We start from the raw sequence: 23,204 nt of genomic DNA, 5'->3' as shown, positions 1-23,204 counted from the left end.
CTAACTAACAAAAACGTGCCGTTGTATGATTCAATACTTCGGCACGTTTTGTTTGAGCAATGCGACACTCTGATTTTCTACATTTCCATGCCTTCCTATAGATTCGTTATAACAACAGTACAAATTTACTCATGTTTGTATTTGTTAGTTTTATAGAAAAATTGCAATATGAAAGTGCAGGTAACGAAATGAGTGGCGATGAAAAGGGGCGGTGTATTTTATTCGCGTAGTAAGCGCGACTTATCAAGTGTTACCGCAATTGTTGGAATTGCAATAATATCACTGTTTGTTTTATTGGCGATTTTTGCCGACCTTTTTACTTTTATTACAGGTAATGATCCATATAGCGAAAATCCCGATGTTTTGTCGGATTCTTCATTGCCTACAGGCATAGGCGGAATAAGCTCAAAACATTGGTTTGGCGTAACACCATTGCGCGGAATTGACTTATTTGCAATCATCTCTCATGGCGCAAGAATCTCTCTTGGAATTGGCTTAGCTTCTACTGCAATCTCCGTTGTTTTAGGAGTTGTAATTGGCGTTATTGCTGGTTATTTTGGTGGTTTTGTTGATTTTGCAATTTCTCGCATTATGGACGTGTTCTTTGGGTTCCCATTCCTAATCTTTGCGATTGCGCTTTCTGCGATTGTTCCTCAAACTTTCCCGCGTCCGCTTCTTTTAACTCTTGTAATCGGCTTTTTTGGTTGGCCTAGTATGGCGCGATTGGTACGCGGCGAAACACTTAGTCTTAAAAATCGTCATTTTGCTGTGGCTTCCAGAGTTATGGGCGCTAGTGCTTTTCATGTTTTGCGCAATCAGATTTTGCCAAACATGCTTCCAATAATCATTGTTAATACAACACTTTCTATACCAGGCCGTATTGCGCTCGAAGCGGCACTTTCATTTCTTGGCGTTGGCATGAATCCGCCTTCGCCTTCGTGGGGACGCTCAATATCCGACGCAGTGCAGTGGGCATTGGTAGACCCGTGGTATTTAATATTCCCAGGTTTATCTTTGTCCCTGCTTGCGCTCGGGTTTAATATGCTGGGTGATTGGCTTTCTTCAAAAATGGAGATAGCAGCATGAGCGTTTTTCTTTACATTATTAGGCGCGTTGCAAGCGCTTTGGCTGTTATTGCTGTTATTGCAATGGCAATGTTTTTGATTTTCTTTATGACTCCAACAAATCCTGCGCAGCTTATGTGCGGCAAGCCTTGCACGCCTGAACGTTTAGCCCAAGTCTCTGCGTTTATGGGAACTGATTTGCCTTGGTATAGTCAGCTTTTTAACTATTTGCAGGGTATTTTTGTTGGACGTACTTTTGGCGATTCTTCATCTGCCAGCGCAATTGTTTGCGCGGCTCCTTGCTTAGGATGGTCTTTTGCTCTTAATGAGCCTGTTACTGGTCTAATTTTTAGTCGTTTTCCAGTTACTGCATCAATCGCTATTGGCGCTGCTGTTTTGTGGATGCTAATTGGCGTATTTGCAGGCGTTTTGCAAGCTGTTAAGCGTGATTCGTGGATTGACCGCATAATCGTAGCGTTATCTTCGATTGGTATTTCGTCTCCTACCTACTTAATTGGTTTGCTGGCGATTATTGCTTTTGCGGTTTACATTCCCGTTTTTCCTACGGGCGGATATGTTAGCTTCTTTGCTAATCCTTTTAACTGGGCTTGGCATCTTCTACTCGCTTGGATTGTTTTAGCGTTGATAAATGGCGCTTTTTATGCGCGCATTACTCGTTCTACAATGCTTAGGGAATTTGGTAAAGATTATGTGCGAACTGCAAGAGCAAAGGGCATGCCCGATTCACATGTTGTATTAAATCATGCTTTGCGAAATGCGATTTTACCAATATTTACAATGTTTGGTTTAGATCTTGGCGGTCTTCTTGGTGGAGCGGTTATAACTGAGCGCGTGTTCTCTATGCACGGGTTGGGTTCACTTCTTTTAGACGCTGTTAAGACTTTTGATTTACAAGTTTTGGTTGGAGTTACGCTGTTTTCGGCCGCTCTTGTAATAATTGCAAATCTTATTGTTGATGTCTGTTATTGTTTGCTTGATCCTAGAGCGGCTAAAGTCGCCCTTTAAAGCGGTGATTAGTGAGCGTTAAAATCGCCAGCAAAATCGCCATTAAGGTTGCAACTAAAGTCGCTACTAAAGTCTTCTTTAAATCACAATAATAAAAATTTTTAATAACTTTATAACTTTATAAAAAATTAAGGAAAAATCATGCAAAATGCACAAAATATGCAAAATTATTATCAAATCATCAAAAAAGTTAATCGTGGTTTTGCTCTAAATACATTAAGAGCAATTTCCGTAATTCTAGTGTTTTCGCTGGTTTATGCATTTTCTGCTTGCGGATCTGCTGTGCAAAGTGGTCAAAATCTACAAAAAAGACTCCATAATGCTTCTGTGCTTAATAGCAATCCAAAAAAGGGTGGAACGCTTACGATTCTAAGCTCCGAATCAAAAATGGATTTTGATCCTGCAAGAAGTCAGGGTTTACCAATAACCTCTAATAGCCTAGTTTTCCGTGCTTTAACAACGTGGAAAGTAACGCCAAGTGGCAAAACGAGTGTTGTTGCCGATTTAGCAACAGATACAGGAACTGCTTTAGACGGCGGAAAAACTTGGAAGTACACTCTTAAAAAAGGGATTAAATACCAGGATGGAAGCCCAATAACGTCTAAAGATATTAAATATGGTCTTGAGCGTTCTTTTGCAAACTCGCTTACAGGCGGATTTGGTTACCACAAAGCGCTTTTACAAGGCGCTAAAGATTATGCCGGTCCGTTTAGTGGTAAATCTTTGGATTCGATTGAAACTCCAGACAATCAAACAATCATTTTTAAGCTAAATGCTGCTTTTGCTAATTGGCCTTGGGTTGCGTCTTTGGCTGCATTCGCTCCCGTTCCACTAAATTCTGGTAACGCGCAGGATTATGGCAAAAGCCCAGTTGCTTCTGGACCGTACAAAATTGTTGAAAACGAAGTTGGCAAGCAAATTGTTATGGTTAGAAACACTAATTGGGATTCCAGCGCGGATTCAATTCGAGCTAATTACCCAGACAAGATAATTTGGAAGCTTGGCGTTGATGCTTCTGTTGCTGCACAATCTATGATTCAAGGCAATTCTGGTGCAGACAATGCTATTCTTGCAGATTTTGTGCCTCCAGCTCAACGCGCGCAAGCTAAAGCAAGCTACAAGTCAAGCAATCTTTTAATTACAAGCGGTGACGGAGCGTTGGAATACTTGGCCATGAACAATCGACGTATTAAAGATGTTAAGATTCGCAAGGCAATTCAGTATGCTGTAGATAAGCAGTCGTATCAGCGAGCAAAGGGCGGTGCGGTTGCTGGCGGTTTTGCAACAACGCTTATTACTCCAGGTGTAAGCGAGCGCAAAGTCTATAATCTATATTCTGCAAATCCGCGTGGGGACGTAGAAAAGGCTAAACAATTATTAAAGGAATCGGGTAAATCTAAACTAAAGTTTAGTCTTATTGCTCGCCCAGATCAGGCGCAAGTGGCATCTTCTATTCAAGCAAGCTTAAAGCGCGTTGGAATTGATGTTTCTATACGAACTGTGGATTCGCAGATTTTTACAGATATGATTACTGGCGATTCTGGCGATTATGATTTAGCTTTGTCTAAATGGCAGCCTGATTTTCCTTCTGCGTATGCGAATATTGGTCCGCTTTTTGATTCTTCGCAAATAGGCGGCGGCAATTGGAATATATCTCGCTACTCGAATCCAAAAGTGGATTCCTTGATTCGCCAAGCTGTTGGCGTTATAGATAAGTCGCGTGCAGATTTGCTTTGGCAGCAGGTTGATAAAGAGATTATGCGCGATTCTCCAATTGTTCCGCTTATTTACTCTAAGAACACTTATATTCACGGAAGCAATGTGGAAAACTTCTTCGTTGGATCTTTCCCGGCTTATCCAAACTATGCGCGAGTTTCGCTTAGAAACTAGAAAAGGATTTAATAAAATGTTGGAAAATCGCGAAAATCCAGTGCTTAGTGTTAACAACTTGTCTATTGCGATTGGCAAAAATCAGATTACGCATAACGTATATTTAAACTTATATGCGGGCAAAATTAGCGCGCTGGTTGGCGAATCTGGTTCAGGAAAGTCATTAACTTCGTTGGCGTTAATGGGTCTTCTTCCAGGCGATTTTAGTGTTTCTGGCAAAGCGGTTATTAATACAAGCGCTAATGACAGTTTGGATTTACTAAGCAATAATGCTCCGTATTCTTATATTCGTTCGGGGCTTATTTCAATGGTGTTCCAAGAGCCATCTACTGCATTTAATCCCGTTATGCGTCTTGGCAAGCAAATTGAAGAGGCGTTAAAATATCATCCCGAAAAGTTTGGCAAGATGAGCGCTCGCGCTAGAAAATCGCGAGTTCTTGATTCCCTTAGCGAGGTTGGCCTAAAGGATGTAAATCGCGTTTATAGGTCTTATCCGCATGAACTTTCTGGCGGGCAGCTTCAGCGCGCAATGATTGCAATGGCAATTATTAATCGACCTTCTTTGCTTATTGCAGACGAGCCTACAACAGCTTTAGATGTTACAACTCAGCGTAAGATTTTGCAGCTTTTGCGCGATTTAGCTAAAAAGCATAATATTGCGGTTTTGATTATTACGCATAATATGAGCGTTGTTAAGGCTGTTGCAAACACAGTTTATGTTATGAACAGTGGCAGTATTATTGAAAGTGGACTAGTTAAAGATGTGTTTTCTAATCCTAAAAACAGCTATACGCGCTCTCTTTTAGACTCTATTGTTGATTTTGATATTAATAATTTAGCTAGCGAATCAACTAGCTCGGATGCTGGCGATTTTTGCGTAAACATTCAAAATGTTTCTGCCAAATATGCTAAGTCTTCTAAAATTTTCAACTCTTCCAAATCCGCAATAAGTGATTTGAACCTTAATATTTTAAAGGGGAAGACGCATGCGCTGGTTGGCGAATCTGGTGCTGGAAAAACAACGATTGCAAAGCTTATTTCTGGCCAGCTTAAGCCAGAATCTGGCAGCATAAGCATAGAGGGCCTTAATTTATACTCCGATTGCAAAAAGCACGCGAATCGCAAGATTTTAAGCAATATTGGATTCATTTTCCAAGATTCTGGCTCGGCGTTAAATCCTTTAAAAACAGTAGGCTGGAGCATTGCCGAGCCTCTTCTTGCCAATAAAAGTCTTAGCGAAGAAGAGCGCAAAAAGCGCGTGGAGTTTGTTCTTAATCAAGTGCATTTGCCATTAAGCTTAATAAACAGGTTTCCGCACGAGCTTTCTGGCGGCCAAAAACAGCGAGTTGGCATTGCACGAGCGTTAATAAATCGTCCTTCTTTGATTATTGCTGATGAGCCAACTTCGGCGTTAGATGCAAACCATTGCCTAAAAATCCTAAATCTTCTAAGTAGCTTGCAAAAGCAGTACAACTTTTCGTGCTTGTTTATAACGCATGATTTGGCTTTAGTAAGCCGTATTGCTAGCCAAGTTAGCGTTATAAAAGGCGGAAGAATTGTTGAGCAGGGAAGCGTTAAAGATGTATTGCGTTTCCCTAAGAATTTCTACACGCGCAACCTTGTTTACTCCGTTTTGTAAAGCTTATGTTTGTGCTAAAAAGTAACATAATAAGAGTCTATTAGGAGGTTTTTATGACTTCATGCGCTCCAATTGGTGTGTTTGACTCAGGGCTTGGTGGCATTTCTGTAGTTCGTCAACTTCACGCATCTATGCCTAATGAGCGCATTGTTTATTTTGGCGATTCTGCAAACGCGCCTTATGGCATAAAAACTCCTCAAGAAGTGCGAGATCTTAGTTTTAAGATTGTTGAGCATTTTGCAAGTCTTAATGTTAAAGCTATTGTAATTGCTTGCAATACTGCCACTTCTGCTGCTGTAAAAGATTTGCGCGCACATTACAATATGCCGATTATTGGCATGGAGCCTGCTCTTAAGCTTGCTTGCGATTTGGGTGGTGGCAAGCCTCAGCGCGTAATCGTTGCAGCTACGCCTTTAACTCTTAGAGAACGCAAGTTTGCAGAACTTATGAATCGTTTTACGCAAAATCACAAGATTTTTTCTAGGCCTTGCCCAGATTTGGTAGAAATTGTTGAAAATGGCGATTTAGGCAATAAAAATATTGTTATGAGCGCTTTGCACAAGTATTTTGATTCTTACGATTTAACGAATATTGATTCAGTTGTTTTAGGATGCACTCATTTTGTGTTTTATAAAAGCTACTTCCGTGAGTTTTTGCCTGATTGCGTGAATATTGTAGACGGTAATGATGGCACTATTCATCATCTTAAAAGCGTTTTAGAGTCTAAGGATTTGCTTGCGCCAAGCGAAAATAGCGGAAGCGTTGTGCTTACTAACTCCGATTCAAGTAATCGTATTGCTAAGCTATCTCAATCGTTACTTAATGGTGATTTCTGATTGCAAATTAAATTGCGTCTTATTACTTGCGACTTTACTTGCGACTTAAGCAAATATAGCATTGCCGTATTTGCTTAAAATAAGCAATACAAGAGCAAAAATCCAAAGCAAATCCACGATTAAATCGTAATTTAGTCGGTAGTAAGCGCTTAAAATCTTATTTTTTAATCCAATCTCTTGCACACTAAATGTTGCGTGTGTAAGTGACATAAATTGCACAGTTGTACAAAACATTAAAACAATGCACCACGGGCAAAGAATTTGTATAACAAACATAGATTGCGTAAACAGCCAATAAGCGTACAAGAGTGCAGCTAATCCACCAATCCAGCTAAAAGTTGCCAGCCATTTTGGAAGTTTTACTTTTGCTATTCCAACTACAGCAAGCGTTACGAAAACGCTTTCTGCTGCAATTCCAAAGAAAGCATTAGGGAAGCTTAGTTCGCCAAATCGTATGAATTCTGCTTGCCAAGATTGAGCCACTTTAGAGCATGAAACAACGGTGTTTACGTCGCATCCAAGCGCTTTATGCGGTGCGCGTGCAAGAGCTAAAGTTTCGGAAGAAAGTATTAGCGATGTTAAAAGTGCAATTGCGGATGAAATAAGCATAATCATGTAAACCCAAGCGGCAGAATGTCGCCAAGAATTCATGCGATTATTGTGGCTACCCATAAACACTCCTCAAAGCGCTAATGTAATTTAGATATTGTTTAGACTTAAAACGTTACATGCCACAGTTTACGATAATTATATGACTGTAATAGGTAGTAGTGCGAATAACGACTTTAGTTTGGATTCTAAATCGCAAGATTTAGGGTGGGATTTGCATTGTCATACTTTATATTCGGATGGCACTAAAACTCCAAAAGAATTAGTAGATGAAGCTAAAAATCTTGGTCTTAGTGGAGTAGCTATTAGCGATCACGACACTACTGCTGGCTGGCATGATTTTGAAGAAGCTGCTAAAAACGCTGATTTTCCAGTTATTTTTGGATCGGAGATAACTGCTGTAGAAGGAAACATATCGGTTCACGTGCTTGCTTATAACTACAATCCAAACGACGAGTGCATTAATGAAATGTTTGCAACTACAAGAAAACGCAGATTGGAACGCACGCGCAAAATGGTTGATCTTATGTCGCACGACTTTCCGATTACTTGGCAAGATGTTCTTGCACAAGCAGGGCAAGGTGCGCTAACTACGATTGGCCGTCCGCATATTGCAGACGCTCTTGTTGCTGCAGGCGTTTTTGAAACAAGGTCACAAGCTTTTGCAGGCCCTGTTGCTCCACGCGGCCCATACTACATTCCAACGCCATCTCCAAGCGTTGATGAGGTTATTAAAGTTATTAAACACGCTGGGGGAGTAAGCGTTATTGCGCATCCTGCGGATTATAGCAGGAATCTTGTTATTCTTTCGGACTCTCAAATAGAACACTATGCAAGCGTTGGCCTTAATGGATTAGAAGTATATCATCGTGGCAACTCTTTAACGCAAAGACAAAGACTATTGGAGTTAGCAAAAGACTTGAATTTGCTTGTTACTGGTGGATCCGATTGGCATGGAAGTGGCAAGCCAAATAAAATCGGAGAAGAAACAACAAGTTGCAATGTTGTTTCTAAAATCCTAAATTACCAGATGAATTAAAATTGCGCTGTTGAAACGTTATAAACGTGTTAAGTGTTCTAGTAGTGTTATAGCAGCGTGTTCTAGTAGTGTTAAAACGCGTTAAAACCAACAGTATGAGTTGGCGTATCTCCTATAATTGCATATGCAAAAGAGTCTGCCATAATAAAAATTTTTCGATTGTTTTTATCTGTAAGATTAATCGCCTTTGCGTCTTTAATAGCGCTTTCAATAATGCTTTGTATATCTTGCTCGCTTTGATCGCTTTCAAAGCTAATAGTGTCTTTTACGTGCTTAACGCCAATTGTTACCTTCATTTTTGTTCCTTAATTGTTTTCGCTATTTTCGGTATTGTTTTCTAGTTTGTTTTTTGCGTCTTTAATAGCAAGTTCTGCATCTTTTAGCATTGGAATAATAATTGTTGCTGGCTTATCTAAATCTTCATTTTTATTGCCATTACTATTATTGTCATTACCATCGTTGCTATTTATATCGACGCTTTCAACACTATTGGTACTGTCTGCACTTTCGCCGCTGTCTGCACTTTCTACACTATTATTTGCATTAGCTTTATCTACAAAATCATTATTGCTATCGTTAACTTCGTTCGTTGAATTGTTATTAACGTTGTTAGTTTTGTTAACGCTGCTTATAACTTGCGTTTCTAAGCCGTCTGCAATAGTGGCGGTTTTAGTGGCAGCCTCAGTGGAATTAGTGTTGTCGTTTATAGTTATAGTTTGTTCGTATGTATTATCTTTATAATCTTTTTGATCTTCTTGCTGGAGTGTTACAACAGTTTTTTCGTTAGTAGCATCCGAAGATATAGTATCGTCTTTAACAACATCATCTTTAATAGAATTATCTTTAACAATATCGTCTTTAACAATATCTCCTACAGTAAGAGAAGACGCTGGATTTGCGCTATTATTGTTTTGATTTGCGCTTGCTGCTCTAGAATTATTTATGCGAGTAAGCTCGTGAGCAAGACGTTCCACTTGCGCTTTAAATCGCATTATTCCAGTTGTATCTGCGCGTTGCAAAGCTTGAATAAAGTCTCCAACTTGCTCCATTTGCAACCAAAGATTTGCTCGAAGCATAATCATGCTGTCTAACCTAGACCCAAGTATTCTTCCATATGCACTTAGCAAAGCGTTTCTATGCTGCTCGTTAAGCTTTGCAAAAATCCACGCTAAATCGCGAGCAGGATCGTTGATTTGCATGCTTTGCCAATTGGTTATAGCTGTAATCGTGGAGCCAGAAAATAGAAAATCACCATCTTTGAATCCGCCGTGAACTGGGCAAGTGTCGAATGACCACAATCCATCAGTTTCTAAAACTCTAGACCAATTGTCTGTTATTTCTGTAGGAATATGGCCTGCTTGACGCAATCTTTTAATCCAAGACGTTAATTGCGTGCGAATTTGACCAGTAGTAAAGGAAGGATAATCGCTTTTAGTTAAAAATGACGGACTCAGTCTATGAATCGCGCCTATTGCCGTTCCAGCGTTTACGCAATCATCTGTTGTAAGAAGACTTAATTCTCTTGCATTTCCGTTTAGATGATTACAAATAAGTACTGTTGGATTGTTAAAATCAGCTTCTCCTATGGAGCCAAAATGTAATTCGCTTTGACTTTGATTATTAGTAGAATCTTGTTGATTTGCTTGGTTTGCCTGATTAGTTTGATTTTCCTTATTTGAAAGCGACCCAGGAACAAACTTAAGCATTTCTTCGTGAGCAAATCCAAGAGCTGCAAGCCCCTTAGTTTTTTGCAATACCCATGCTGCTCGCGCTCTATCGTGCAAACGTTTTTGACCTTTAGCGTTAGAGCTAACAAAAATGTCGTAAAGTCTGCCCGAAACGTCTTGAATAACAGCGTGAGATATGCCAGCAGCGGCATCGGTGGCGTTTGCCTGCTCGCTTTGGCGCGTTCCAGCGAATTGTACTTCTGGCATGACCGATGAGGCCAGCGCTACCAACTTGAATCTGCTTATCTGTGTCACAGTTCAACATTAATACAAAGCAACGAGATATAGCTAAATAGCCTTTAACCACATTAGCGTTTTATGCTTTTATTTTTTCTTTAATTGTTGTAACAATAGAATTATGATTTCTACTCAAGAGTCTTTAGAAAGCAAAAAGCGCGAATCTAACGAAAATCATGGTAAAGATTATGCTCAATCTTTGCTAGAAGGTTTAGATGATTCTCAACGCAAAGCAGCAATGGCGTTACAAGGGCCAGTGCGCATTACTGCATGCGCTGGAGCAGGTAAGACTCGCACTATTACACGAAGAATCGCGTATGCGTGCGCAAAAGGAGAGTGGGACGAAAATCGCGTTTTAGCTGTTACTTTTTCTGTAAAAGCTGCTAAAGAAATGCAAAATCGCCTTAAAAAATTAGGCGTAAATAATGCAACTGTTGCAACTTTTCATTCCGCAGCTTTACAACATTTAAGACGAGTTTGGAATGACGTTTGCGAAGCTCCTTTTCCAAATATAATGGATGATCCAAAAAGCGTTACTGAGCAAGCATTAAGTCATTACACGGATTTTGCAGATATGACTTCTGCGCAAATAAGAGATATTGTTTCAGAAATCAACTGGGCAAAAGTTAGTCTTATTGCGCCAGATGATTACGCGCGCGCATATTCTTGCGTTAGTCGAGATCTTCCTGCAGCTCTAGACGTTAATCAATTTGTTGAAGCATATAAAGCTTACGAGTTAGAAAAAAACACAAGGAATCTTATTGATTTTAACGATTTGCTGCTTCTTGCATGCCATGTTTTGCGAGCTTTTCCTAAAGCATGTGAGAAAATACGTAGCAAAATCGGCTGGGTTACTGTTGACGAGTATCAGGATGTTTCTCCTCTTCAACATGAGCTTCTTAAATGTTGGCTTGGCAATAATCGAAATATTTGCGTTGTTGGAGATCCTGCGCAAACGATTTATTCTTTTGCAGGAGCGAGCAGCTACGATTTACTTGAATTTCCTAACGAGTTTGCGCCGCTTTGTGCAGACATTAATTTAAATACGGATTACAGATCTACGGAACGTATTGTAGGGCTTGCTAATCGTGTTCTTTCTAAGTCTGCTTTTAGATGTGATTATTTAAGACTTGTGTCAAAAAATAAGGGTGGCGCTCGCGTTACTAAAACTGTTTACAACACGGATTACGACGAAGCTGTTGATATTGCTCAACGAATTTATAATGCTGTTAAATCAGGCAAAGCGTGCCCTACAGATTTTGCTATTCTAACTCGCACTAATGCTCAACAGAATATATTTTGCAAAACTTTGGGTGATTTAGGAATACATTTTTCTGTTAGAAAAGATGCTGGTTTGCAGATTGATGTTTTAGAAAACAATTTTGAAGATTCAAACGCTAGCGATTTGAGTGATTCAGAAAAATACGTCGAAAGTGGCGATGCAAAAGACATTGACTTTGCAAAAGAAAGCGAAAGCGAGCGCGAAAAAGTAGATTTAATCAAAAAATCTTTACTTCCTGTAACGATTTCTACGATTCATGCATCTAAAGGCTTGGAATTTAAGCACGTGTTTTTAATCGGCTGCAGCGAAGGCTTACTGCCATTTGGAAGCGTTAATAGAACTCAAGATGCAGACGAAGAAGAGCGCAGACTTATGTATGTTGCAATAACGCGCGCAGAAGCAACCTTGCACATATCTTATGCAATTTGCAAAGACTACGGCAACGGAATGCAAAGGTCTGTAAGCCACTTTTTAGAATAAATGCATTTTAGAATCAACGTATTTATGCAATTGTTCTAACGTAAATCGCTTATAAATTAGTTTGTGACTTTATTCGTTGCTTTTTTGTTGATCAGAATCTGTGCCAGAGTCTTCTCTAGAATCCTTGCCAGAGTCTTCTCTAGAATCTTGGTTTGAGTCTTGCTCATTGTTTTGGATGTCGGTGTTATTATCGCTAGATGCCAATAATTTACTTAATTCGTCGTCCCAATTAACGTCTTTAAGTTTTTGCTCTAAATCGTCACTGTTCTTAAAATCTTCTAAATCAAGCATATTCTTGCTTAATTCTTCTAGATTAACGTTTGCTAAATTATTGCTATCTGTTTGTTCAGATTCTTTTTTAGTCGTGTTATCGCTATTTTGACTACTATCGCTATTCTGACTATTCGTATTGTTTTGACTATTAGTGTTGTTTTCGTTATTTTTATTTACTTTATTAGTATCGTCTTTATTATCTTCTTTATCTTTATTATCCTTAGTATCTTCTTTATCTTCGCTAAAATCTGGTAATTCTGGCAAAAGATCTGGGTGGTTCCACATAGCATCGCGTTCCTCAATGCCTTTTTCGTTTGTAATCGCATCCCACATTGCAGCAGCTTCGCGCATTGCTCTAGGACGCAACTTTAATCCAGTTAAAGCTTGGAAAGTCATTTCGGAAGGGCCGCCTGCAGCACGTTCTCTCCTAGTCATCTCTCTAAGCTGCTCAATGTGTGGAATATGTGCCATTCCAGCACGCCAAATAACGCAATCAACCCAACCTTCACTAAGTGCAAGAAGTGTTTCTAATCCTTTTAATGCTTGTTTTTGACCTTCTGTATCGTTTCGGGCAATATTACATAAGTCAACAGCTCCCGAAATAGACTCTGGGTTCATTCCTTCAATATCTCTAAGCTGTTCTTCCATAGCGCTTAAGTCAATCGAAATTCCAGCTGCATACTTTATTATTAGTGCTTCAAAACGAGGCATAAGCCAAGGTGCAGACGCAAACAATCGTGCGTGAGCAAGCTCTCGCAATGCTAGATAATTCATAACTTCGTTAATGTCTAATCCCCACTTTTTTGCATAATCTATGCAATTGTAAGGAACAAGACCGCCTGCAGGGTTTTTAAGAAGTGAAATACCTTGATCAAAGCTTCCGCGAATCTCTTGAGATAAATTTCCAGCAGCATATCCTAATTGCATTGCAAAAGACGTGTTAGCAAGAAGGCTCATCATTTGTTCTGGCTTTTTTACGCCATCTGGCATAGGTATTGGCATAACGCCGTCGTATAATCCTTCTACTTCTAAGTCTTGGTCTTCTCCAAATTTTTCGGCAATAACATCCGAAAAAGCGTTACTAACCGATTTGGCAACAGGATTTGCAAACTTAATCCACGAATCTATAGTTCCATTAACCCAGTCTTCTCTTGAAAGAACATCGGGGCTTCCAGATACTGGATTTAGATTGCAATTCGCGTCTAGCCATAAGTTTGCTTCACTTAGCGCTCTTCTTGTTGCATCTGCAACTTGTGCGTTTACTGTACCGCCGTCTCCAGTTGCTTTTTGGCAAGCAAGCAATTGAGCAAGTCTTTTATTGATTGGACCTTCTTTAAGTGTTTCCGTCATCTCAAAAGGCGTGTTTAAGCCGCCATTGGCAAAGGCACTCATTAACGAATGAACTTCTTCTGGAGATGGAAGGCCTCCGTTTGAACATCTTGTAAGAATGTCATCGCGAACTTCAAAAGGAAGATTTTCAAAGTTAGACCAAGCTCTTTCTCCTTCTTCGGGGCCAAAGCAGCTAACAAGCCATTGGTGAATTTCTTCTTCGCTCATATTCAATCCTTATGAAGTTTGTACCTAAGTTAAATATATTTGCGTATATTTTATGTTTGTTTACATAGTTTTTAACTATACAGTTTTAACTACGTATAAAAGATTCTACTCGATACATGGTGATTTTTGCTAATAAATTAATAATGTGTATAACTTTTTCAAATTTTTTCAAAAACCGCATCTTGTGAGGGTTTTTAGAGTGTAGGTTATGCACATTTGCATATACTATTAATTTTATGCCTAATAAGATGCCTAATAAGATTACGTACGTGTTTAATAAAATCAATAAAAATATATTCACTACTCTTAAAAATACTGTTGGGGATCTTATTGAATATTTTTCCGCTAAGTCATTTAAGTATTTTGTTGGGTTATTTATTGTAGTTATGTCGATTATCGCGCTTTTTCTACCAAGTGCGTATGTTGTTGAAGAACCTGGGCCAACTCAAGATGTTCTAGGAAAGTCTTTTGGAAAATATGTGATTAATGTTAAAAATAGCGCTGTTAAGAATACTGACTATAAATCTTCGTCAAAAAGTGGAAAGCTTCTTTTAGTAACAGTAAATACGTCTGGAATACCAGGTTACGAGATTCCAAATATATATGCGATTGCATCTTGGTTCGATTCTAAAAAGCAAGTTTTACCTAGAGAAGTTCTTGTTCCAGTAAATCAAAACGCAAGCGATTATAAGAAAGAAACAAATAAGCAAATGGCTTCTTCGCAATCTTCTGCGCAAGTGGCGGCTTTGGATTATGCGAAGAAGCATCTTAATGTGAATGTAAAAAACGTAAAAATTAAGTTGCATATAGACGATATTGGTGGACCTTCTGCAGGCATGATGTACGCTTTGGGTATTTTGAACAAGCTTACAAACACAGATTTGACTGGTGGGAAAATAATCGCTGGAACGGGAACCATTGATAACTCTGGGAAAGTTGGTCCGATTGGCGGTATTCGATTAAAGATGATATCTGCAAAAAGAGACGGAGCTAAATGGTTCTTAGCGCCAAACAGCAATTGCAATGAAGTTGTTGGGAATATTCCGCAAGGCTTAAAAGTTGTAAGTGTAAAAACATTGGATGACGCATACAAAGCGTTAGTAAAAATAAAGGCTGGGAAGAATCTAGATTCTTTAAGAACTTGTAAAGCGGAAAGTGGGCGATGAGGGACTCGAACCCCCGACATCCACCGTGTAAAGGTGGCGCTCTAGCCAGCTGAGCTAATCGCCCGCTTGAAACAAGATACAGTATGGTGTGTACTAGAACGCTGATTTGTGTTTTAGGCGTGTTTTGCGCATATATCATTTGCGTGTTTTGCGTGTTTTTTGTTTATGCGTCTTAACAATCGCGTAAAGTGTATTGAATACGAATCTGTTCAGGAGGTCTATTGTTTATGGCGAGTAAACCTGATACCGCGCGTAATTCTTCGGGTATTGAGCGTGTAGGTAAGCGCAAGAAGGGTTACAGCGTAGAGCAAGTTAATGATTTTCTTGAGCGTGCTCATTCTTTGTATGAATCTAGCGACATTAGTCTTACTCAAAAAGATATTCAAGACGTATCTTTCGATTTAGAAGATGAAGGATATGCTATTCCTCAAGTAGATGCTGCTCTTTCTAGATTAGAGCGTGCAGTTGTAGATAAGACTACGCAGTACGAGATTTCTAATCGCGGCAAGGTTGTTTGGAAGGCACAAGCAGACGAAGAATATAGAGTTTTGCTTTCTCATTCCCAGCGCGATTATAAAATGCGCTTTGATTCCGCGCAATCGCGTAAGCCTTCTTACGATAAAAAACAAGTAGACAATGTTGTAAATAAATCGCTAGATAAGATTGCTGTTCTTCTTGGATATAATCCAGTTTGGGGAAGCAGTTTAAGTGATTTAGACAAAATTGACGCAATGTTTGTTTCTAATGTTCTGTTTACTCAACGTTCTGGAAAACGAGGATATGACGAGCGTCAGGTGGACTATTATCTAAATGCTTGCGTTCGCTTATTAAGCAGACTTGAGTCTTATGATCGAGTTGCTAAGTATACAGACTTCGATTCTAGTGATTCTGTTGATTCTGCTAATTTTGGCGTTTCTGCTAAGTCTAATAATGATTTACAAGAAAATGTTGTTTCTAAAACATCTTCTGCGCCTAGTGTTGTTGAACATAGTGTTGTTGAACCTGCGGCAGCTCCAGCTCCCTCTCCATTAATGCCTCCAGCAATTCCTCCATCTATTCCTGTTGAGCATCATGCACAGAAGGCGATTTTTACTCCTCACTCTGCGAGTGTTGAAGCTAGTGACGATACAGACGACGAAATGTCGCAAGCGTCTACTGTTATGCCTCCAGCATTCCCTCCGTCTTATGCTCCTAATGCTGCTTCCAACAATTTTGCTACTAACAATAATGATTTTGGAAAAGTTAAAGATGCAGAAAAGAAGGAAGATAGCGCGAATGTTGTTAGTGCGAATGCTGATGGTGTAAATAATGCAAATGCTAACAATGCAAGTAATAGCAATGCAAATGATTCTAAATCCATTGGAGATTTGAATCTTTCGCTTCTTGCTTCGCCTAAGTTCGAGCCTTCGCAAAGTCTTAATTTAGATATTCCAGATCTTTCGTTCCCTGTTATGAACCATTTTGACACTTCGGTTGAAGATTCTTCTCGCGAAGCAAATAATGATTCAGATGATTTTGACGATACTGGCGAATCTAATTTTGGCGGATTTGTAAACCCAAATCATAATTAATAATCTATTTTTCACTTAGATTTAGGGATTATACAAGCTAAGAGTTATTGATTAATGCCGTTATATAACGATGAAGCTGTTGTTCTTAAGACTTTTCCTCTTGGGGAAGCTGATCGAGTTATTGTTATGCTCACTAAAAAGCATGGCAAGGTTCGAGCTGTTGCAAAAGGTGTAAGGCGGTTAAAATCTAGATTTGGTGGGCGCTTAGAGCCATTTATGCGTGTTAATGCACTTTTTGCAACTGGCAAAACTTTTGATGTTATTTCTCAAGCGGTTTTAGTTTCGCCTTATGCTGGTAGCATTTGTGCGGATTACAATCTGTATAGTTGTGCTAGCATGATTGCAGAGATTGCGGACGATTTAGTCTCGTCTTGCGCACAATATTCGGATTCTTGCTCACAATACAATCTTCTTATAGCTGCTTTGTCTGCTCTTTCTAAAAGTTTGCATAGTGCTGAATCAATCGCGCTTTCGTACGTTTTAAGAGCATTGCAATTAGCTGGATGGTCTCCTAGGTTAAATGAGTGCGTTATTTGTTCAACACGCAATGATTTAGACTATTTTTCGGCAGCTAGTGGTGGAGTTATGTGCTCTAAAGATCATGCTTTAGAGTCTATTAAGTGCAATGATTTAGCGCGTTTTCAAATGATTTCATTAATTAATGGTGATTGGCAAAATTTAGACGGAACAAGTATAGACGATTTAACATCTAAATGCGTTGAACAATGGTGTGAATATTGGTTAGAAAAGCCTATTAGATCTATGCGTTTAAGTGAAAAAAATTCTAATTCGTTGTATTTTGATTAGAGTTTCTATTATCTTAATGAGCGATTTTGTTAATTTTATGTTTGAATTTTATAAAATTTGTCCTCGCTGTCTGATGCAATATGAATGATATCAGGCACGGGTGCTCTTAAAAGAGCTGAGAAGATTACTGTCTAACCGTTTAACGTGAATCGGGTAATGCCGACGTACGGAGTTTTCTGCAGGGTCGCCTTTGTTTGATTGGTTAAAGATGAAAGGAGACCCTAATGGGTACATCTGTTGAAGAAGAGACCGTGCGTCCATCCTTGCGCTGGAACGTGGCTGATGTTACGCTCACGGTTGTTATTGCTGTAGCTTCTGGTATTATCTTCTGGGGCATCGGCTTGATTAGTGAGCCTATTTCTGCTGCTCTTAAGCTTATTCCAGTTCCAGGCGTTAGCGCTTTGTACTATGGTTTGTTCTACTTCGCTGGTCCTTTAGCTGCTATTATGGTTCGCAAGCCAGGCGCTGCACTATTCGGTGAGTTTATTGCTGCAATGGTTGAGTTGACTGTTGGTAGCCACTGGGGCGGTATTGGTACCGTTCTTCCTGGTTTTGTTCAGGGCTTGTTCGCTGAGTTTGCATTCTTGTTTGTTATGTATCGCAAGTGGAACGTTGGTTTGACTGCACTTTCTGGCGCATTAGCTGGTTTGGGTGGAATCGTTTCAACCTATCCGTTCTACTACGCAGGTGTTCCAATCTTCGGCGCATTCATGATGATTCACACACTTTGCAGCATGATTTCTGGTGCTGTAATTGGTGGTGTAGTTATGTGGTACTTGTACAAGGGTATTGCTGCTACTGGCGCATTGAGCCGTTTTGCTTCTGGCAAAGAAGTACGCGCTTAAGTCTTAACTTTTGCTAGTAAGATTTGATTTGTGGGCGGGGGATTACCTCGCCCACTTTTGTAAAGTCGCAAATAAAAGTCGCAAGAAAAATCGCAAGTTAGCAGCGCGCAAAAGTCGCAAATAAAAGTCAAAATAAAATCACAAATCACTATAAAACAAAGGAGTTAGTATGCTAAGAGTACGTCTTGAATATGTGCATCCATGGACGAATCACGCAGGTATGTATCTTGCAAGAAAGCGCGGATTGTACGCACAATACGGATTAGATGTAGAGTTTACAAGCACAGATACAGAGCGCGGAGATGTTCCAGCATGCTTGGAGCGTGGAGAAGTAGACATAGCTCTTGTTCGCTTAAATCAGCTTTTGGCTCATCAAAATGGTGCAAACAAGCTAACGTCATTTGCTGTAATGAATCAATCTCAAATTGGTGGAATCATAACAAATAAAAACACGGGTATTACGCGATTTAAAGATCTAGAAGGAAAGCGCGTAGTAATCCCTATGGGTGTTAAGCGCCTATATACGGAGCTTCAGCAGGCGGTTGCTGCCGACGGAGGCGACTTTAGCAAGCTGATTACAATTGACCCAGGCCCATGGGAGCCAGACATTCGAGCCGTAGAGCGCGGAATGTGTGACGCTTTTATTAATGTTGCTTGGTGGGAGCCATACCAGGGTTCGCTTCCATTTGACCAAGTTGTTGTTCTTCCATTCGATTCTATTGGCGTAGCTCCGCATCATTCTTACTATGTTTGCGCTCGCCAAGAGATGATTGAGCGAAATCCGCAATTAATACGCAACTTTGCAAGCGCAACAGTTAAGGGCTATGAGCTTGCAGGAAAAGACCCGCAGGCTGGTGTTGATGCTTTGCAAAATGCGCTTTGCCATATTAGCCCAGAGGCTTTGCGCGCGTCGCTAGACGAAGTGATTCCGTCTTGGTACGACAAGAATGGTCGCTGGGGTACAGCAGACATGGCTTTGGTGGAAAACTACACTCGTTGGATGGGTGAAAATGGCCACTTAAGCGTGCCTCTTGATTGCGCGCTAAAGAGCCTAGAAAGCGGATGCGTAACAAACGAGTATTTGCCAGAATAGTCGGCCAGCATGTGCTTGAATCGCAATCATAATAACGATTGCAAACGCAATTACAATCGCAAATAAATATCACAATTCAATGAACCTGTGGCAATAATTGGAGCGAATATGGAAAACGAAAGCAACGACCCTCAGCTAGATATTGTTGCTCAAAGATGGGCAAATGTTGATTTAGATGAGGCAAATATTGTGTGTTCTCTTTTAGAGGATCCGCTAGAAGCTGATTGCGTTTTAAGTCATAGTTTGCGCCCGATGGCTGCAGGTTCATTGATTCGTGCGCATTACAAAGATGATTCGTCAAAGAAATCGCAAAGTTTGGACGTTTATATTAAAAGATGCAGCACAAAAGTGAGGCAAGCAAGCACAATTAGGCCGTATCATCGTTTTGCGGAGCATCTTTTACAAAACAAAATAAGCACGCCAAAGTACTTGTATTTTAACAAAAATAGAGAGTTTTTAGATTTAGAAAAGAATACTTCTGGCGATACTTGTGACGATACTTCTGGCAATATTTACGTAGACGGCACTCTTCTTGTAATAGGCGATTGCGCTTATGAAGTGACTTTAAAAGCTAGCGGAGAAGATAGATACAAAGACGCGTACACTTGGGATCCGCCTAAAACGTGCGAAGAAGCCAAAAATCTTGGAGTAATGATGGCAAAAATCGCCTTAGCTTCGCAAAGTTTTGACGAGCCAAATCCTAAGGAAATCAACGCTTTTCAATCAAGATTTAGTCTTTGTGCAAGCGAAGATGTGCAAAAAGCTGCAGAAGTTTGGTTAAAAAATAGACCCGATTTAGCGAAATTCTTAAAAGAGCAGAATCGTGATTTTGTAAAAGATTTAAGTGAATTTGCTCCAACATGCAAAAAAATTTACGATTTGGGGTATGTGAATCTAAAAAAGCAGTGGACTCATGGAGATCCGCATATATCTAATTTTATGTGGAAAGATAGCGCTCCAAGCGCAGTGTTTGACTTTGGAATGGCGTATAAAAACACAGCAATCTACGATTTGGCAATGACTTTAGAGCGCAACACAATTCAATGGGTAGATATTGCAAACAGCAAAAAAGATTCATTTAGAACGGACTTAGCAGAAGCAATTTTGCAAGGATATGCTAGCGTTCGACCGTTAACAGATGTTGAAAAAGAGCTGCTTCCGCTTGTTTTATCTGTAAGTCAAATCGAGCAATGCGTAGAATTTGTAGACTATTACTTAAAGTCAAATGGAACATACGATTTTAAGATTTGGGGCTACGATACTGGATTCTTAGAGCATGCTAGATGGTACAAATCTTGCTTTGGGAAAAGATATTTGAATTATCTAACAGAAGTTTTGCAAAAAATATAGCGGACTTTTTAGTGTGCTTTTTAGTCAAGCTTTGCAAAACGCTTTAGCTATTCGTTCAATGGGGTTGTTAGATTTTAACTATGAGTTTTGAAAACGTTGACTACACTTCGTTAAATATTCCAGCGGCTCCATTTAGTGATCCTAGCCGTGTGCCAGATTTTCCTAAAGGTAAAGTTCCTCGCCATGTAGGCGTGATTATGGACGGCAATGGCAGATGGGCCAAAGAGCGCGGAATGATTCGCACCGAAGGGCATAAAGCGGCGGAACCAGTGGTTTTTGACACTATTGCAGGAGCCATAGAAGCAGGTGTTCGCTACTTAAGCTTGTACACGTTTTCTACTGAAAATTGGAAGAGATCTCCTCAAGAAGTGCATTTTTTGATGGGATTTTCTAGAGATATTATTCATCGCAGAGTTGCGCAAATGAATGAGTGGGGAGTGCGCGTGCGATGGGCTGGAAGACGGCCGAAATTGTGGAAGTCTGTTATTGACGAGTTGGAAAAAGCTCAAGAAATAACGAAAAATAACACTACGATTGACGTTGTTTTTTGCTTAAATTATGGTGGTCGCGCGGAAATCGCAGACGCTTGCGCAGCAATTGCTAGGGAAGTTAAAAGCGGCAAAATTAAGGGCGATCGCATTAGTGAGAAGATGATTGCAGAACATTTGTATAATCCAGATATTCCAGATTGCGATCTTGTGATTCGCACTTCGGGAGAGCAGCGCACAAGCAACTTTTTGCCTTGGCAAGCGTCTTATGCGGAGCTTGATTTTGTGCCAGAACTTTTCCCAGATTATGGTCGCGAAGCGTTGTGGAGGTCAATCGACCGTTATGCGCATCGCGACCGCAGATTTGGTGGCGTAAAAACCGCTTAAACTTATCTGTTAGTAGAATTAATTTATTAGTCGCAAGCTAGCCATGCGCAAGCTGCAACAACAGCTGATTCAAGTCCACGATTTAGAGTTGGTTGCAAATCTGGAGCAAAAGCTGGATTGTGGTTTCCTGGAGCATTTTTCATGTCTTCAAATCCACCTAATCCCCAGTATGCGTAAGGTGTATTGAAAGCGTTCGCGACTATAGAAAAATCTTCTGAAGCAGAAGCGCGCGAAATATTTACAGAGTCTTCTCCAAAGTATTCATCAAAAGCTTTACGCACGCGCAAAGATGAATTCTGATCATTATTCGTAAGCGGATAGCGGTCATAGTATGTAAATTCTGGTTTCTTAGGACATCTTGCAAGCTCGCACTCTCCGCGCACAATTCGCTCAATAGCAGAGTGAACAAATTTTTGAGTATCTTCGCTGTATGTTCTAGTATTAATCAAAAGTTCCGCATCGTCTGGAATAATGTTTGACTTGCTTCCAGCGTTTATTGCGCCGACTGTAACTATTGCGTAATCTTTAGCTGCAAGTTCGCGAGACACAATCGTTTGCAATTTAAGCACAATTGACGAAGCAACAATCACTGGGTCAACACTCAACTCAGGCATAGAACCATGTGAACCTTTACCAAAAATGTGCACACGAATCGAAGCTGCAGTAGTTAAGAACGCGCCCGATCGAATACCAACTGTTCCTGCAGGAATAGCGCCCAACACATGCTGACCAAGGTAAACGTCAGGCTTTGGAATAATGCGTGTAATGCCATTTTCAACCAAGCTTTTTGCGCCTTGAGCTGTTTCTTCTCCTGGTTGAAACACTCCAATGTAGGTTCCATGCCATGCTTCTTTATGATTGTTAAAAGCTTGTAAAGATCCAAGTAAACTTGCAATATGAAAATCGTGACCGCAAGCGTGTGAAACTCCAACTGTTTTACCATTTTCATCTTGTGTTGTAACTGTTGAAGCGTAGTCTTTTCCTGAATTTTCTGTAACAGGAAGAGCATCAATATCTGCTCGCATAGCAACTATTGGCCCTTCTCCATTTTTGATTATTGCTACAACTCCTGTTTTTCCAACGCGCTTTGCTTCAATTCCATCTTTAGTAAGAATATCTATGATTGCTTGTGCTGTATGCGTTTCTTGCATAGATAATTCAGGATGCTGATGCAGGTATTTATACTGCTTTTCTCTATCTGCTTGAGTTTCTTTTATGTTGGACAATATTTGCTTAACTGATTTAATTTGCAGCATTAATTTCTGCTTTCTTATTTTGCTTATTGCAATTTAGCTCTATTTTATGTTTTATTTATAAATTATTTATTAACAAATTACTTGTTTTCGCGTTCTTCAAGAATCTTGTCTACAAGAGCAGCTTTTGCGTCGATTTGACCGCTAAAACCAGGACGAATGTCTAGTTTTAATATAACGCCTGTGCGGTAGCCTTTTTCTACAAGAACCATAGTTGCGTCTTTTACAACGCGCATAACGTCGTCGAATTCGCCTTCGATGTTTGTAAACATTGCGTTTGTTTCGTTTTTTAATCCAGAATCACGAATCACTTTAACGCAATCTGCTACGTATTCGCTGAGTTCTTCGCCAACTCCGCTAGGAGCAATGCATAATGCTGCAACTGTATTAGTTTTGTGGGAATTTTTGTTATTGCAAGTATCGCAAGTCTTGTTATCATTAGTCTTTTCAACATTGTTTTCGCTCATTTTAAGTCCTTTCAAAATACAAATGCGTGTGCAAAATTATGCTTATACATTATTGTATTCGTTTAGCTTATATATGTAGCTTTATATGTTTATGTAGCTTTATATGTTGCGTTAGCGT

Annotated in this window: 20 protein-coding genes, 1 tRNA gene and 1 riboswitch; of the genes, 14 read left to right on the top strand and 7 right to left on the bottom strand. The window is 39.8% G+C overall.

All coding sequences use genetic code 11. The features are described 5' to 3' along the window. Positions 1-198 precede the first annotated feature (198 nt). The 5 genes from ACPEIW_RS04990 (at position 199) to murI (ending at position 6,455) form a co-directional block, all read left to right on the top strand. Positions 199-1,086, top strand: coding sequence for an ABC transporter permease (locus ACPEIW_RS04990; protein WP_004116869.1), 888 nt, complete (start codon positions 199-201; stop codon positions 1,084-1,086). Further along, positions 1,083-2,090: an ABC transporter permease gene (locus tag ACPEIW_RS04985; RefSeq protein ID WP_425663402.1), complete on the top strand. Its 1,008-nt coding sequence runs from the start codon at positions 1,083-1,085 to the stop codon at positions 2,088-2,090. The genes ACPEIW_RS04990 and ACPEIW_RS04985 overlap by 4 nt, the downstream gene beginning before the upstream one ends. A gap of 141 nt (positions 2,091-2,231) precedes the next feature. Beyond that, positions 2,232-3,980, top strand: a complete 1,749-nt coding sequence (locus tag ACPEIW_RS04980) for an ABC transporter substrate-binding protein (protein ID WP_425663400.1) — start codon at positions 2,232-2,234, stop codon at positions 3,978-3,980. A gap of 16 nt (positions 3,981-3,996) precedes the next feature. After that, the gene (locus tag ACPEIW_RS04975; RefSeq protein WP_425663398.1) at positions 3,997-5,619 is read left to right on the top strand and encodes an ATP-binding cassette domain-containing protein; all 1,623 of its coding nucleotides are present in this window, start codon (positions 3,997-3,999) and stop codon (positions 5,617-5,619) included. Between the two features lie 53 nt (positions 5,620-5,672). After that, positions 5,673-6,455: a glutamate racemase gene (murI, locus tag ACPEIW_RS04970; protein ID WP_425663396.1), complete on the top strand. Its 783-nt coding sequence runs from the start codon at positions 5,673-5,675 to the stop codon at positions 6,453-6,455. A gap of 45 nt (positions 6,456-6,500) precedes the next feature. Here murI and ACPEIW_RS04965 read toward each other — a convergent pair whose 3' ends face one another. Beyond that, positions 6,501-7,127, bottom strand: a complete 627-nt coding sequence (locus ACPEIW_RS04965; RefSeq protein WP_425663394.1) for a vitamin K epoxide reductase family protein — start codon at positions 7,125-7,127, stop codon at positions 6,501-6,503. Positions 7,128-7,206: 79 nt separating this feature from the next. On the opposite strand from ACPEIW_RS04965, the gene ACPEIW_RS04960 reads away from it, so the two are divergent. After that, positions 7,207-8,103 (top strand): PHP domain-containing protein, encoded by an 897-nt coding sequence (locus ACPEIW_RS04960; protein ID WP_425663392.1) that lies wholly within the window; start codon positions 7,207-7,209, stop codon positions 8,101-8,103. A 71-nt stretch (positions 8,104-8,174) separates the two neighbouring features. Here the strand turns inward: ACPEIW_RS04960 and ACPEIW_RS04955 are convergent, their stop codons facing one another. Both ACPEIW_RS04955 and ACPEIW_RS04950 read right to left on the bottom strand, forming a co-directional pair. Then, positions 8,175-8,399 carry a DUF3107 domain-containing protein gene (locus tag ACPEIW_RS04955; protein ID WP_016840725.1) on the bottom strand — a complete coding sequence of 75 codons (225 nt, stop codon included), beginning with the start codon at positions 8,397-8,399 and terminating at the stop codon, positions 8,175-8,177. Between the two features lie 9 nt (positions 8,400-8,408). Then, positions 8,409-10,037: a phosphotransferase gene (locus tag ACPEIW_RS04950; protein ID WP_425663390.1), complete on the bottom strand. Its 1,629-nt coding sequence runs from the start codon at positions 10,035-10,037 to the stop codon at positions 8,409-8,411. A 151-nt stretch (positions 10,038-10,188) separates the two neighbouring features. On the opposite strand from ACPEIW_RS04950, the gene ACPEIW_RS04945 reads away from it, so the two are divergent. Beyond that, complete coding sequence (locus ACPEIW_RS04945; protein WP_425663388.1) at positions 10,189-11,829, top strand: ATP-dependent helicase; 1,641 nt, start codon at positions 10,189-10,191, stop codon at positions 11,827-11,829. A gap of 69 nt (positions 11,830-11,898) precedes the next feature. On the opposite strand, the gene ACPEIW_RS04940 is transcribed toward ACPEIW_RS04945, so the two are convergent. Further along, the gene (locus ACPEIW_RS04940; RefSeq protein ID WP_425663386.1) at positions 11,899-13,659 is read right to left on the bottom strand and encodes a zinc-dependent metalloprotease; all 1,761 of its coding nucleotides are present in this window, start codon (positions 13,657-13,659) and stop codon (positions 11,899-11,901) included. A gap of 248 nt (positions 13,660-13,907) precedes the next feature. On the opposite strand from ACPEIW_RS04940, the gene ACPEIW_RS04935 reads away from it, so the two are divergent. Next, a complete protein-coding gene (locus tag ACPEIW_RS04935) occupies positions 13,908-14,825 on the top strand; it encodes a YlbL family protein (RefSeq protein ID WP_425664426.1) in 918 nt (305 codons plus the stop codon). Here the strand turns inward: ACPEIW_RS04935 and ACPEIW_RS04930 are convergent. Then, positions 14,816-14,889: transfer RNA gene (locus ACPEIW_RS04930), tRNA-Val, on the bottom strand. The genes ACPEIW_RS04935 and ACPEIW_RS04930 overlap by 10 nt on opposite strands. Before the next feature lie 163 nt (positions 14,890-15,052). Between ACPEIW_RS04930 and ACPEIW_RS04925 the strand changes: the two genes are divergently transcribed. The 6 genes from ACPEIW_RS04925 to ACPEIW_RS04900 all read left to right on the top strand — a co-directional run bounded on the left by ACPEIW_RS04925 (position 15,053) and on the right by ACPEIW_RS04900 (position 21,366). Further along, complete coding sequence (locus tag ACPEIW_RS04925) at positions 15,053-16,396, top strand: DivIVA domain-containing protein (protein ID WP_425663384.1); 1,344 nt, start codon at positions 15,053-15,055, stop codon at positions 16,394-16,396. A gap of 54 nt (positions 16,397-16,450) precedes the next feature. Continuing rightward, positions 16,451-17,203, top strand: coding sequence for a DNA repair protein RecO (gene recO / locus ACPEIW_RS04920; RefSeq protein WP_020973338.1), 753 nt, complete (start codon positions 16,451-16,453; stop codon positions 17,201-17,203). An 86-nt stretch (positions 17,204-17,289) separates the two neighbouring features. Then, a riboswitch (TPP riboswitch) is annotated at positions 17,290-17,391 on the top strand. A gap of 36 nt (positions 17,392-17,427) precedes the next feature. Next, on the top strand, positions 17,428-18,048 hold the full coding sequence (locus ACPEIW_RS04915) for an ECF transporter S component (protein WP_004130359.1): 621 nt from the start codon (positions 17,428-17,430) through the stop codon (positions 18,046-18,048). 169 nt (positions 18,049-18,217) lie between these two features. Further along, a complete protein-coding gene (locus tag ACPEIW_RS04910) occupies positions 18,218-19,141 on the top strand; it encodes an ABC transporter substrate-binding protein (RefSeq protein ID WP_004122192.1) in 924 nt (307 codons plus the stop codon). Positions 19,142-19,249: 108 nt separating this feature from the next. Then, on the top strand, positions 19,250-20,491 hold the full coding sequence (locus tag ACPEIW_RS04905; protein WP_425663381.1) for a phosphotransferase enzyme family protein: 1,242 nt from the start codon (positions 19,250-19,252) through the stop codon (positions 20,489-20,491). Between the two features lie 80 nt (positions 20,492-20,571). Beyond that, entirely contained in the window at positions 20,572-21,366 is a 795-nt protein-coding gene (locus tag ACPEIW_RS04900) for an isoprenyl transferase (RefSeq protein ID WP_016635710.1), read from the top strand. A 26-nt stretch (positions 21,367-21,392) separates the two neighbouring features. Here the strand turns inward: ACPEIW_RS04900 and ACPEIW_RS04895 are convergent, their stop codons facing one another. Then, a complete protein-coding gene (locus ACPEIW_RS04895) occupies positions 21,393-22,622 on the bottom strand; it encodes a M20 family metallopeptidase (protein WP_425663379.1) in 1,230 nt (409 codons plus the stop codon). Positions 22,623-22,699: 77 nt separating this feature from the next. Further along, on the bottom strand, positions 22,700-23,086 hold the full coding sequence (locus tag ACPEIW_RS04890) for an MTH1187 family thiamine-binding protein (RefSeq protein WP_004132604.1): 387 nt from the start codon (positions 23,084-23,086) through the stop codon (positions 22,700-22,702). Positions 23,087-23,204 lie beyond the last annotated feature (118 nt).

The sequence above is a fragment of the Gardnerella piotii genome, assembly GCF_049815665.1.
Classification (GTDB): Bacteria; Actinomycetota; Actinomycetes; order Actinomycetales; family Bifidobacteriaceae; genus Bifidobacterium; species Bifidobacterium piotii.
The sequence above is the reverse complement of the archived record's forward strand: the minus strand, read 5'-3'. Positions and strand labels throughout refer to the sequence as shown.